The organism is Pseudomonas frederiksbergensis (assembly GCF_900105495.1).
Lineage (GTDB): Bacteria > Pseudomonadota > Gammaproteobacteria > Pseudomonadales > Pseudomonadaceae > Aquipseudomonas > Aquipseudomonas frederiksbergensis.
Genome location: NZ_FNTF01000002.1, coordinates 1,798,592 through 1,812,088 on the forward strand (window position 1 = coordinate 1,798,592; position 13,497 = coordinate 1,812,088).

Genomic DNA, 13,497 nt, shown 5'->3' on the forward strand with positions numbered 1-13,497 from the left:
CTCCGTTAAACCGTTGCGGGTGCGAGTGATTGAGGGGCGTCGAATTGGCCGGCCATCCAGCCGCCGACATCGATCAGGCGTGTGTCGACCGTGGCCTTGAGCGGCGACAATCGACCGCTGCACAACGCGCCGAGGCGGTCGCTGATCTGGAACAGTTCGTCGAGGTCTTCGGAGATCACCAGGATCGCCGCGCCGGCATCGCGCAAGGCAATCAGTGCCCGGTGAATGGTCGCGGCGGCGCCGACGTCCACGCCCCAGGTCGGGTGCGCGGCCACCAGCAGTTTCGGTTGTTGGAGGATTTCCCGGCCGAGGATGAATTTCTGCAAGTTGCCGCCGGACAGGCTGCGGGCCGGTGTCTGGCTATCGGGTGTCTTGACCCCGAAGCGGCGGATGATTTCTTCGGCCAGCGCTTCGACCTTGCCACGCTGGATCAGGCCGTTGCTGACCAGCCCCTGTTGAAACGCAGTCAGCAGAGCGTTGTCCGACAGGCTCAGGTCCGGCACCGCGCCATGGCCCAGACGTTCAGCGGGGACGTAGGCCAGGCCCAGTTTGCGCCGTGCATCCGGGCGCAAGTGCGCCACCGGTTGCCCGCCGAAACTGATCGTTGCGCCATCGTTGCGGCCGAGCTGTTCTTCGCCGCTGAGCAGGGCCAGCAACTCATCCTGACCGTTGCCCGCGACCCCGGCGATGCCGACGATCTCGCCACTGCGTACTTCAAGCTCGATGTCCTTCAGTGAACAGCCGAACGGATCGGGGTTGTGCCAGGACAGTCCCGTCACGTTCAGGAATGCCTTCGCGCCAGTGACTTTCGGATAATCCGTAATCAGCGCAGCGACTTCGCCAACCATCAACTGCGCCAGTTGCCGATCCGAACACTCGGCCGGCACGCAATGCCCGGCCACCCGACCGCCGCGCAACACCGTGGCGCTGTGGCACAACGCGCGAACTTCACCGAGTTTGTGGCTGATAAACAGAATGCTGCAGCCTTCGCCGGAGAGTCGGCGCAAGGTGACGAACAAATCGTCGGCTTCCTGCGGAGTCAGCACCGAAGTTGGCTCATCGAGAATCAGCAGGCGGATGTCCTGCATCAGGCAACGAATGATTTCCACCCGCTGGCGTTCGCCGATCGACAGGCTGTGGACAAGTCGCCCCGGCTCCAGCGCCATGCCGTAGCGCCGGGAGACTTCACGAATCCTTGGCTCAAGCTGTTTCGGTGTACCCGCCGCAGCGCCCATCGCCAAGGCAATGTTCTGCGCCACGCTCAAAGTCTCGAACAGCGAGAAATGCTGGAACACCATGCCGATTCCCAGCCCCCGAGCCTGAGCCGGGTTGCGCAGGGTCAGGCGTTGTCCTTGCCAGATCATCTCGCCCGAGTCCGCGTGGGTGACGCCGTAGATGATCTTCATCAACGTACTTTTACCCGCGCCGTTTTCGCCGAGCAGGGCGTGGATTTCACCGGGTGCAATGCTCAGGTCGATGGCATCGTTGGCCAGGCAACCGGGGTAGCGCTTGCTGATGTTGCGCAGTTGCAGGCGAGGTGTTGGATCGGAGATCGGCACGGGGTTGGGCATGACAGGCTCGGGTCGATTGAAGTGATGCCTGTGGATAAAGCAATTTCCTGGCCATTGAGTCAGGAAAAATCCAATGCGCTACAGATAAAGGCTTTGAGGACGGCGCCTCGCCCTATGTCGATCCGAACCAGGCACCACTTGAGGGCAGCGCCGTTGATCAGGCTCCAGTTTTGCACAAGGCGTTTGGTCAAAAAACAAGCAACCGGCGCCAAGCCATGCCGGACATGGGGCGGCGACAGCCATGAACGGGTTATCCACAGATTGCTCCACAGTATTTGTGCGCAAGCTCGAAGCTCGGGCATAAGCACTGGGTGGCTTTCTTCTAATGGTGATAAACCGCGTTAACCGATTGTTTTTACGTGGATTTATCTTTTTTGATAACGGATTGGACGAAAAGTGAGCAAAGCCCGCAAAGCCGCATGACAGAAGGGTTACAGCCGAGTGTGCTCAGGTTATCCACAGCCGGGTGCACAGTAGATGTGGGCAAATGCACCGGTTCGACGAAAGGACGGTGAGCGTTGTTGGTGCGATTAGTGCTGCAACAAAATGCGTCCGCGGCTCAAATCCGCCAGCTGCGTTTGCAGGGTATCGATCTGGCTTTCGCCGATCGCCAATTGCAGCTCTACGCCGTTGGCCGTGAACGTTTCTTCCACCACCAATCCACCCAGTTCCGCCACCCGAAGCTTCACCAGCGGCAACTCTGCAAAAGCACAGGCACAACTCACCGGCACCCGACTGATCAGTTCAACCTTCGCCGCCGCTTGCAGGCACTTGTTGGCGCCGCCGCCATACGCCCGGGCGAGGCCACCGGTGCCGAGTTGAATGCCGCCATACCAACGAATCACCAGCACCGCGACCTGATCGCAATCCTGCGCGTCGATCGCCGCCAGAATCGGTCGGCCAGCGGTGCCGCCGGGTTCGCCGTCGTCAGTGCTGCGGTACTGGTCGCCAAGCTTCCAGGCCCAGCAATTGTGCGAGGCATTCAAATCGCTGTGCTGTTCGATGAACGCCAGGGCTTCAGCAGGGCTGCTGATTGGCGCGGCGAAAGTGACGAAGCGGCTTTTGCGAATCTCTTCGCGGTACTCGCAAAAACCGCTGAGGGTAAAAGGCATAAGTGTCTTAGATCGTTGGCGTCAGGCCGCAGCCTTTGAGAATGATGCGGATCAGGTTGTCGCCGGCGTCTTCCATGTCTTGCTTGGTCAACTTGGTGCGACCGGTGACACGGCAGATCTGCGTGGCGAAATCGGCGTAATGCTGAGTGCTGCCCCACAACAGGAAAATCAGGTTAACCGGGTCGACCGGGTCCATTTTGCCGGCGTCGATCCAGGCTTGGAACACGCCCGCCCGACCCTGGAACCACGCGCGATAGTCTTGATTGAAATATTCGGTCAGGCATTCGCCGCCGCTGATCACCTCCATCGCGAAGATCCGCGAGGCTTGTGGCTGACGACGGGAGAATTCCATCTTGGCGCGGATGTAGCGAGTCAGCGCTTCGGCCGGATCATCCTCGGCGGTCAGGGTGTTGAACGTGCTGTCCCACAACTGGAGGATGTTGCTCAACACCGCCACGTACAAACCGAGTTTGTTGGTGAAGTAGTAATGCAGATTCGCCTTGGGCAACCCGGCATTCAGGGCGATGGTGTTCATGCTGGTGCCTTTGAACCCGTGACGGGCGAACTCGTCTTCGGCGGCTTTGATGATGGTCTCTTCGTTCTTCTGACGAATGCGGCTGGCAGGTTTGCCGCCGTGAGCGGGGACTTCAAAGGTCATAGGCACTTCCGAACAAGTGAGTGGGTGCAACCAGAGCGTTGATAGCGCACCCACCGGCATCAGACAAGTCCTGACGCAATAAAACTGTGGGAGCGAGCCTGCTCGCGAAGGCGGCGGGTCAGCTGTAGAAGTATCGACTGATATGCCCTCTTCGCGAGCAGGCTCGCTCCCACATGTTTCAACGCGTCGCGGCCAGGCTTTCGAGGAAGCTTTCCAGCACCAAATGCGGACGACGGCCCTTGCGCGTGACCGATGCGAGGCTCAGGTCATAAAAACGCACCTTTGGTTTCAGCGCACGCAATCGGCCTTGCTGCACCCAGAGGCTGGCGTAGTGGTCCGGCAGGTAACCGATGAAGTGTCCGGTCAGGATCAGGAACGCCATGCCTTCCCGGTCCGAGGCGCTGGCGGTGCAATTGAGCGCCTGGTAGTGGGCCTGGATTTCCGCGGGCAAACGGAAGGTCGGCGCGATGGCGTCCTGGCTATTGAGGCGCTCGTCATCCAGTTGTTTATCGTCGACATAAAACAACGGATGACCGACCGCGCAATACAGCAGCGAGCGTTCGCTATAGAGCGGCTGATATTCCAGCCCCGACAGCGCGCTGGCCTGCGGCACCACGCCGACATGCAAACGACCGTCGAGCACGCCTTGTTCGACTTCATTGGGCGCGATCATGCGGATCTGAATCTGCACGTCCGGCCCGCGCTCCTTCAATTGCGCCAAGGCGTGGGTGATGCGCATGTGGGGCAGGGTGACCAGGTTGTCGGTCAGGCCGATGGTCAATTCGCCGCGCAAATGTAGGTGCAGTCCATTGACCTCAGTGCGGAAACTTTCCAACGCACTTAAGAGCTGCAACGCCGAGTGATAGACCTCGCGTCCTTCTTCGGTCAGGGAAAAGCCGGCTCGGCCGCGTTGGCACAAGCGCAAACCGAGGCGCTGTTCCAGATCACTCATTTGCTGGCTGATGGCCGAGCGGCCGATCCCCAGCACCGACTCCGCTGCCGAGAAGCCGCCGCACTCCACCACGCTGCGAAAGATCCGCAGCAGGCGGATATCAAAGTCACTGACTTGCGCCAGCGGATCGGGGCGACGGCTGCTCATGCTCAAAATACTCAAAGTTTAGTGGCGGGCTGACTGAACGTTAGAAGAGTTGGATTTCACCGACTTTATCCCCGTGGCAATTTAGCTGCAAGAACGCTTTTGATCTCTATGCCGCTTATTGCCCTGCGAGGTTTTGCCCAATGAACTTGCCTGAAAACAACCCGACTTCCCTGGCCAGCCAGCTCAAGCTCGATGCTCACTGGATGCCCTACACCGCCAACCGTAATTTCCAGCGCGATCCGCGACTGATCGTGGCGGCTGAAGGCAGTTGGCTGATTGATGACAAGGGGCGCAAGGTTTACGACTCGCTTTCCGGTTTGTGGACCTGCGGCGCCGGGCATACCCGCAAGGAAATTCAGGACGCGGTCGCCAAGCAATTGGGCACCCTCGATTATTCGCCAGGCTTCCAGTACGGCCATCCGCTGTCGTTCCAGCTGGCTGAGAAAATCACCGACCTGACCCCGGGCAATCTCAATCATGTGTTCTTCACTGACTCGGGTTCCGAGTGCGCTGATACCGCAGTGAAGATGGTCCGCGCTTACTGGCGTCTGAAAGGCCAGGCCACCAAGACCAAAATGATCGGTCGTGCCCGTGGTTACCACGGTGTGAACATCGCCGGCACCAGCCTCGGCGGCGTGAACGGCAACCGCAAAATGTTCGGTCAGGCGATGATGGACGTCGATCACCTGCCGCACACCTTGCTGGCAAGCAATGCCTACTCCCGCGGCATGCCGGAGCAGGGCGGTATTGCACTGGCCGATGAACTGCTGAAGTTGATCGAGCTGCATGATGCTTCGAACATCGCCGCCGTATTCGTCGAGCCAATGGCCGGTTCAGCTGGCGTGCTGGTTCCGCCGCAGGGTTACCTCAAGCGTCTGCGTGAGATCTGCGATCAGCACAACATCCTGCTGGTGTTCGACGAAGTGATCACCGGTTTCGGCCGTACCGGTTCGATGTTCGGCGCCGACAGCTTCGGCGTGACCCCGGACCTGATGTGCATCGCCAAGCAAGTTACCAACGGCGCGATTCCGATGGGCGCAGTGATTGCCAGCTCCGAGATCTACCAGACCTTCATGAACCAGGCGACGCCGGAGTACGCGGTGGAATTCCCGCACGGCTACACCTATTCCGCGCACCCGGTGGCGTGCGCCGCTGGCCTGGCAGCACTCGACCTGCTGCAAAAGGAAAACCTGGTGCAGAGCGTGGCCGAAGTCGCGCCGCATTTCGAAAATGCGCTGCACGGTCTGAAGGGCTCGAAAAACATCATCGATATTCGTAACTACGGCCTGGCCGGTGCGATCCAGATCGCACCTCGTGACGGCGACGCCATCGTGCGTCCGTTCGAAGCCGGCATGGCGTTGTGGAAAGCCGGGTTCTACGTGCGCTTCGGCGGCGACACCCTGCAGTTCGGCCCAACCTTTAACAGCAAGCCGCAAGACCTTGATCGTCTGTTCGACGCGGTCGGCGAAGTGCTGAACAAGATCGACTGATTTTTCCCTTCTATATAGAGGCGCCCGGTGATGGGCGCCTGTGGACAACTTTTCTGGAGCCCCGCATGAGCCTTATCCCGCATTTGATCAATGGCGAACTGGTGACCGAAGACGGTCGCACAGCTGACGTGTTCAACCCGTCCACCGGCAAGGCAATCCACAAGCTGCCATTGGCCAGTCGCGAAACCATTCAAAAAGCCATCGACTCGGCCAAGGCTGCATTCCCTGCATGGCGTAACACTCCGCCGGCCAAGCGTGCGCAGGTGATGTTCCGCTTCAAGCAATTGTTGGAGCAGAACGAGGCGCGTATCGCTCAGTTAATCAGCGAAGAGCACGGCAAGACATTGGAAGATGCTGCCGGTGAACTGAAACGCGGAATCGAGAACGTCGAGTTCGCTTGCGCCGCGCCGGAAATTCTCAAAGGCGAATACAGTCGTAACGTCGGCCCGAATATTGATGCCTGGTCGGACTTCCAGCCGCTGGGCGTGGTGGCTGGTATTACGCCGTTCAACTTCCCTGCCATGGTGCCGTTGTGGATGTATCCACTGGCGATCGTCTGCGGCAACTGCTTCATTCTCAAGCCTTCCGAGCGTGACCCAAGTTCGACGTTGTTGATTGCTCAACTGTTGATCGAGGCCGGTCTGCCTAAAGGTGTACTGAGTGTGGTGCACGGCGACAAGGCTGCGGTGGACGCGCTGATCGAAGCGCCGGAAGTCAAAGCGTTGAGCTTCGTTGGTTCGACGCCGATTGCCGAATACATCTACGCCGAAGGCACCAAGCGCGGCAAACGTGTTCAGGCACTGGGTGGCGCGAAGAACCACGCGGTGTTGATGCCGGATGCGGATCTGGATAACGCGGTCAGCGCATTGATGGGCGCGGCGTATGGTTCTTGTGGTGAACGTTGCATGGCGATCTCGGTGGCTGTGTGCGTCGGTGACCAGGTGGCGGATGCGCTGGTGGCCAAGTTGGTACCGCAAATCAAGGCACTGAAAATCGGTGCCGGTACTTCCTGCGGTCTGGACATGGGGCCGCTGGTTTCCGGTCAGGCTCGCGACAAAGTCAGTGGCTATATAGAAGACGGTGTTTCGGCGGGTGCTTCCTTGGTGGTCGATGGTCGTGGCCTGAGCGTGGCGGGTCATGAGGAAGGTTTCTTCCTGGGTGGCTGCCTGTTCGATAACGTCACACCAGAAATGCGCATCTATAAAGAAGAGATCTTCGGGCCGGTGCTGTGTGTTGTCCGGGTTAACAGCCTGGAAGAGGCGATGCAGCTGATCAACGATCACGAGTATGGCAACGGCACCTGCATCTTTACCCGTGATGGGGAGGCGGCGCGGTTGTTCTGCGACGAGATCGAAGTCGGTATGGTCGGCGTTAACGTACCGCTGCCGGTACCGGTGGCTTATCACAGCTTTGGCGGCTGGAAGCGCTCGCTGTTCGGCGACTTGCATGCGTATGGTCCGGATGGCGTGCGTTTCTACACCCGTCGCAAGGCCATTACCCAGCGCTGGCCACAACGAGCGAGCCATGAAGCTTCGCAGTTCGCATTTCCTAGCTTGTAAGTAGAAGGGAAGAAGGCCGGCCCCTTGGGGCCGGCCTTTGCGTTTAAGGGGGGGGTTCACCTATATGACAGAATTGTGAAGAAAGGTGTTGACGGCAGATCCTGGAAGTCTATAATTCGCCCCACTTCCGGCGCAGTCGAAACGGAAAACTCCTTGGTAAACAATGAGTTATGCGGTTTTCGGCAGCGAGTTGCTTCAGGTCGTCGAAGCCCAGAAGGAGTTGAAAGAGCGAGGTGGTTTGGCTCTTTTGACGGTTCGATCTTCTCGGTCGAAAGCGGTGTAAAAGAGGTGTTGACAGCAGCGAGTAACGCTGTAGAATTCGCCTCCCGCTAACGAGAGATCGAAAGCGCAAGTGGTTGAAGTTGCAAAGGAAACTTTGAAAACTTCGAAAAATAACCGCTTGACAGCAACAGAGGCTGCTGTAGAATGCGCGCCTCGGTTGAGACGAAAGATCTTAACCAACCGCTCTTTAACAACTGAATCAAGCAATTCGTGTGGGTGCTTGTGGAGTCAGACTGATAGTCAACAAGATTATCAGCATCACAAGTTACTCCGCGAGAAATCAAAGATGTAACCAACGATTGCTGAGCCAAGTTTAGGGTTTCTTAAAAACCCAAAGATGTTTGAACTGAAGAGTTTGATCATGGCTCAGATTGAACGCTGGCGGCAGGCCTAACACATGCAAGTCGAGCGGCAGCACGGGTACTTGTACCTGGTGGCGAGCGGCGGACGGGTGAGTAATGCCTAGGAATCTGCCTGGTAGTGGGGGATAACGCTCGGAAACGGACGCTAATACCGCATACGTCCTACGGGAGAAAGCAGGGGACCTTCGGGCCTTGCGCTATCAGATGAGCCTAGGTCGGATTAGCTAGTTGGTGAGGTAATGGCTCACCAAGGCGACGATCCGTAACTGGTCTGAGAGGATGATCAGTCACACTGGAACTGAGACACGGTCCAGACTCCTACGGGAGGCAGCAGTGGGGAATATTGGACAATGGGCGAAAGCCTGATCCAGCCATGCCGCGTGTGTGAAGAAGGTCTTCGGATTGTAAAGCACTTTAAGTTGGGAGGAAGGGCATTTACCTAATACGTAAGTGTTTTGACGTTACCGACAGAATAAGCACCGGCTAACTCTGTGCCAGCAGCCGCGGTAATACAGAGGGTGCAAGCGTTAATCGGAATTACTGGGCGTAAAGCGCGCGTAGGTGGTTCGTTAAGTTGGATGTGAAATCCCCGGGCTCAACCTGGGAACTGCATTCAAAACTGTCGAGCTAGAGTATGGTAGAGGGTGGTGGAATTTCCTGTGTAGCGGTGAAATGCGTAGATATAGGAAGGAACACCAGTGGCGAAGGCGACCACCTGGACTGATACTGACACTGAGGTGCGAAAGCGTGGGGAGCAAACAGGATTAGATACCCTGGTAGTCCACGCCGTAAACGATGTCAACTAGCCGTTGGGAGCCTTGAGCTCTTAGTGGCGCAGCTAACGCATTAAGTTGACCGCCTGGGGAGTACGGCCGCAAGGTTAAAACTCAAATGAATTGACGGGGGCCCGCACAAGCGGTGGAGCATGTGGTTTAATTCGAAGCAACGCGAAGAACCTTACCAGGCCTTGACATCCAATGAACTTTCCAGAGATGGATTGGTGCCTTCGGGAACATTGAGACAGGTGCTGCATGGCTGTCGTCAGCTCGTGTCGTGAGATGTTGGGTTAAGTCCCGTAACGAGCGCAACCCTTGTCCTTAGTTACCAGCACGTAATGGTGGGCACTCTAAGGAGACTGCCGGTGACAAACCGGAGGAAGGTGGGGATGACGTCAAGTCATCATGGCCCTTACGGCCTGGGCTACACACGTGCTACAATGGTCGGTACAGAGGGTTGCCAAGCCGCGAGGTGGAGCTAATCCCAGAAAACCGATCGTAGTCCGGATCGCAGTCTGCAACTCGACTGCGTGAAGTCGGAATCGCTAGTAATCGCGAATCAGAATGTCGCGGTGAATACGTTCCCGGGCCTTGTACACACCGCCCGTCACACCATGGGAGTGGGTTGCACCAGAAGTAGCTAGTCTAACCTTCGGGAGGACGGTTACCACGGTGTGATTCATGACTGGGGTGAAGTCGTAACAAGGTAGCCGTAGGGGAACCTGCGGCTGGATCACCTCCTTAATCGACGACATCAGCTGCTCCATAAGTTCCCACACGAATTGCTTGATTCATTGAAGAAGACGATAAGAAGCAGCCCGAAATTGGGTCTGTAGCTCAGTTGGTTAGAGCGCACCCCTGATAAGGGTGAGGTCGGCAGTTCGAATCTGCCCAGACCCACCAATTTTGTGTGGGAAACACCTGTAGAAATACGGGGCCATAGCTCAGCTGGGAGAGCGCCTGCCTTGCACGCAGGAGGTCAACGGTTCGATCCCGTTTGGCTCCACCACTACTGCTTCTGTTTGTTGAAAGCTTAGAAATGAGCATTCCACCAAGATGGTGATGAATGTTGATTTCTAGTCTTTGATTAGATCGTTCTTTAAAAATTTGGGTATGTGATAGAAAGATAGACTGGACGTTACTTTCACTGGTAACGGATCAGGCTAAGGTAAAATTTGTGAGTTGCTCTTTGGAGCAAGAATCGAATTTTCGGCGAATGTCGTCTTCACAGTATAACCAGATTGCTTGGGGTTATATGGTCAAGTGAAGAAGCGCATACGGTGGATGCCTTGGCAGTCAGAGGCGATGAAAGACGTGGTAGCCTGCGAAAAGCTTCGGGGAGTCGGCAAACAGACTTTGATCCGGAGATGTCTGAATGGGGGAACCCAGCCATCATAAGATGGTTATCTTAAGCTGAATACATAGGCTTAAGAGGCGAACCAGGGGAACTGAAACATCTAAGTACCCTGAGGAAAAGAAATCAACCGAGATTCCCTTAGTAGTGGCGAGCGAACGGGGACTAGCCCTTAAGTGGCTTTGAGATTAGCGGAACGTTCTGGAAAGTACGGCCATAGTGGGTGATAGCCCTGTACGCGAAAATCTCTTAGTCATGAAATCGAGTAGGACGGAGCACGAGAAACTTTGTCTGAATATGGGGGGACCATCCTCCAAGGCTAAATACTACTGACTGACCGATAGTGAACTAGTACCGTGAGGGAAAGGCGAAAAGAACCCCGGAGAGGGGAGTGAAATAGATCCTGAAACCGTATGCGTACAAGCAGTGGGAGCCCACTTTGTTGGGTGACTGCGTACCTTTTGTATAATGGGTCAGCGACTTATTTTCAGTGGCGAGCTTAACCGAATAGGGGAGGCGTAGCGAAAGCGAGTCTTAATAGGGCGTCTAGTCGCTGGGAATAGACCCGAAACCGGGCGATCTATCCATGGGCAGGTTGAAGGTTGGGTAACACTAACTGGAGGACCGAACCGACTACCGTTGAAAAGTTAGCGGATGACCTGTGGATCGGAGTGAAAGGCTAATCAAGCTCGGAGATAGCTGGTTCTCCTCGAAAGCTATTTAGGTAGCGCCTCATGTATCACTGTAGGGGGTAGAGCACTGTTTCGGCTAGGGGGTCATCCCGACTTACCAAACCGATGCAAACTCCGAATACCTACAAGTGCCGAGCATGGGAGACACACGGCGGGTGCTAACGTCCGTCGTGAAAAGGGAAACAACCCAGACCGTCAGCTAAGGTCCCAAAGTTATGGTTAAGTGGGAAACGATGTGGGAAGGCTTAGACAGCTAGGAGGTTGGCTTAGAAGCAGCCACCCTTTAAAGAAAGCGTAATAGCTCACTAGTCGAGTCGGCCTGCGCGGAAGATGTAACGGGGCTCAAACCATACACCGAAGCTACGGGTATCACTTAGGTGATGCGGTAGAGGAGCGTTCTGTAAGCCTGTGAAGGTGAGTTGAGAAGCTTGCTGGAGGTATCAGAAGTGCGAATGCTGACATGAGTAACGACAATGGGTGTGAAAAACACCCACGCCGAAAGACCAAGGTTTCCTGCGCAACGTTAATCGACGCAGGGTTAGTCGGTCCCTAAGGCGAGGCTGAAAAGCGTAGTCGATGGAAAACAGGTTAATATTCCTGTACTTCTGGTTATTGCGATGGAGGGACGGAGAAGGCTAGGCCAGCTTGGCGTTGGTTGTCCAAGTTTAAGGTGGTAGGCTGGAATCTTAGGTAAATCCGGGATTCCAAGGCCGAGAGCTGATGACGAGTGTTCTTTTAGAACACGAAGTGGTTGATGCCATGCTTCCAAGAAAAGCTTCTAAGCTTCAGGTAACCAGGAACCGTACCCCAAACCGACACAGGTGGTTGGGTAGAGAATACCAAGGCGCTTGAGAGAACTCGGGTGAAGGAACTAGGCAAAATGGCACCGTAACTTCGGGAGAAGGTGCGCCGGTGAGGGTGAAGCATTTACTGCGTAAGCCCATGCCGGTCGAAGATACCAGGCCGCTGCGACTGTTTATTAAAAACACAGCACTCTGCAAACACGAAAGTGGACGTATAGGGTGTGACGCCTGCCCGGTGCCGGAAGGTTAATTGATGGGGTTAGCTAACGCGAAGCTCTTGATCGAAGCCCCGGTAAACGGCGGCCGTAACTATAACGGTCCTAAGGTAGCGAAATTCCTTGTCGGGTAAGTTCCGACCTGCACGAATGGCGTAACGATGGCGGCGCTGTCTCCACCCGAGACTCAGTGAAATTGAAATCGCTGTGAAGATGCAGTGTATCCGCGGCTAGACGGAAAGACCCCGTGAACCTTTACTATAGCTTTGCACTGGACTTTGAATTTGCTTGTGTAGGATAGGTGGGAGGCTTTGAAGCGTGGACGCCAGTTCGCGTGGAGCCAACCTTGAAATACCACCCTGGCAACTTTGAGGTTCTAACTCAGGTCCGTTATCCGGATCGAGGACAGTGTATGGTGGGTAGTTTGACTGGGGCGGTCTCCTCCTAAAGAGTAACGGAGGAGTACGAAGGTGCGCTCAGACCGGTCGGAAATCGGTCGTAGAGTATAAAGGCAAAAGCGCGCTTGACTGCGAGACAGACACGTCGAGCAGGTACGAAAGTAGGTCTTAGTGATCCGGTGGTTCTGTATGGAAGGGCCATCGCTCAACGGATAAAAGGTACTCCGGGGATAACAGGCTGATACCGCCCAAGAGTTCATATCGACGGCGGTGTTTGGCACCTCGATGTCGGCTCATCACATCCTGGGGCTGAAGCCGGTCCCAAGGGTATGGCTGTTCGCCATTTAAAGTGGTACGCGAGCTGGGTTTAGAACGTCGTGAGACAGTTCGGTCCCTATCTGCCGTGGACGTTTGAGATTTGAGAGGGGCTGCTCCTAGTACGAGAGGACCGGAGTGGACGAACCTCTGGTGTTCCGGTTGTCACGCCAGTGGCATTGCCGGGTAGCTATGTTCGGAATAGATAACCGCTGAAAGCATCTAAGCGGGAAACTAGCCTCAAGATGAGATCTCACTGGGACCTTGAGTCCCCTGAAGGGCCGTCGAAGACTACGACGTTGATAGGTTGGGTGTGTAAGCGCTGTGAGGCGTTGAGCTAACCAATACTAATTGCCCGTGAGGCTTGACCATATAACACCCAAGCAATTTGCATGCTTCGAGCTGAAAGGCGAAAGGGCACCAGATTGCGGTGTGTGAAGACGAAACGAACCGAAAGTTCGAGATACTCACAAAACACCTGGCTATCACATACCCATTCGCTGGAGCGTGAACCTGCAAAGGCCCACGACCTGGCTACCGAATTTCTTGACGACCATAGAGCATTGGAACCACCTGATCCCATCCCGAACTCAGCAGTGAAACGATGCATCGCCGATGGTAGTGTGGGGTTTCCCCATGTGAGAGTAGGTCATCGTCAAGATTAAATTCCGAAACCCCTATCTGCGTATGCAGGTAGGGGTTTTGTTTTGTCCGCGGGAAAGTTCGTACAGCAATCCCGGACGGCTCCCGGCTGTCACAGTCTCCCGACAATGCTAAGGTTCGGCCCTAGCTTTTGTATTTTCCCAAGGAA

Annotated in this window: 6 protein-coding genes, 2 tRNA genes and 3 rRNA genes; 7 read left to right on the plus strand and 4 right to left on the minus strand. The window is 55.9% G+C overall.

The genetic code is table 11. The annotated features are described in order from the left end of the window. Window positions 1-5 precede the first annotated feature (5 nt). The 4 genes from BLW70_RS08630 to BLW70_RS08645 all read right to left on the minus strand — a co-directional run bounded on the left by BLW70_RS08630 (window position 6) and on the right by BLW70_RS08645 (window position 4,440). Window positions 6-1,571 (minus strand): ABC transporter ATP-binding protein, encoded by a 1,566-nt coding sequence (locus tag BLW70_RS08630; RefSeq protein ID WP_074873544.1) that lies wholly within the window; start codon window positions 1,569-1,571, stop codon window positions 6-8. Window positions 1,572-2,101: 530 nt separating this feature from the next. After that, window positions 2,102-2,683, minus strand: a complete 582-nt coding sequence (locus tag BLW70_RS08635) for an IMPACT family protein (RefSeq protein ID WP_074873546.1) — start codon at window positions 2,681-2,683, stop codon at window positions 2,102-2,104. Between the two features lie 7 nt (window positions 2,684-2,690). Next, the gene (locus BLW70_RS08640) at window positions 2,691-3,341 is read right to left on the minus strand and encodes a TetR/AcrR family transcriptional regulator (RefSeq protein ID WP_074873548.1); all 651 of its coding nucleotides are present in this window, start codon (window positions 3,339-3,341) and stop codon (window positions 2,691-2,693) included. A gap of 178 nt (window positions 3,342-3,519) precedes the next feature. Further along, entirely contained in the window at window positions 3,520-4,440 is a 921-nt protein-coding gene (locus BLW70_RS08645; protein WP_074873550.1) for a LysR family transcriptional regulator, read from the minus strand. Between the two features lie 140 nt (window positions 4,441-4,580). Here BLW70_RS08645 and aptA point away from each other — a divergent pair, with 140 nt between their 5' ends. The 7 genes from aptA (at window position 4,581) to rrf (ending at window position 13,347) form a co-directional block, all read left to right on the plus strand. Further along, entirely contained in the window at window positions 4,581-5,930 is a 1,350-nt protein-coding gene (gene aptA, locus BLW70_RS08650; protein WP_074873552.1) for an omega-aminotransferase AptA, read from the plus strand. Window positions 5,931-5,995: 65 nt separating this feature from the next. Then, window positions 5,996-7,489, plus strand: a complete 1,494-nt coding sequence (locus BLW70_RS08655) for a CoA-acylating methylmalonate-semialdehyde dehydrogenase (RefSeq protein ID WP_074873554.1) — start codon at window positions 5,996-5,998, stop codon at window positions 7,487-7,489. A 625-nt stretch (window positions 7,490-8,114) separates the two neighbouring features. Then, window positions 8,115-9,653 (plus strand): 16S ribosomal RNA (locus BLW70_RS08665). Between the two features lie 82 nt (window positions 9,654-9,735). Next, window positions 9,736-9,812: transfer RNA gene (locus tag BLW70_RS08670), tRNA-Ile, on the plus strand. 30 nt (window positions 9,813-9,842) lie between these two features. After that, window positions 9,843-9,918, plus strand: a tRNA-Ala gene (locus BLW70_RS08675). A 248-nt stretch (window positions 9,919-10,166) separates the two neighbouring features. Then, window positions 10,167-13,058, plus strand: a 23S ribosomal RNA gene (locus tag BLW70_RS08680). Window positions 13,059-13,231: 173 nt separating this feature from the next. Then, window positions 13,232-13,347 (plus strand): 5S ribosomal RNA (rrf, locus tag BLW70_RS08685). Together the 16S, 23S and 5S rRNA genes with 2 tRNA genes alongside form the textbook arrangement of a ribosomal RNA operon. Window positions 13,348-13,497 lie beyond the last annotated feature (150 nt).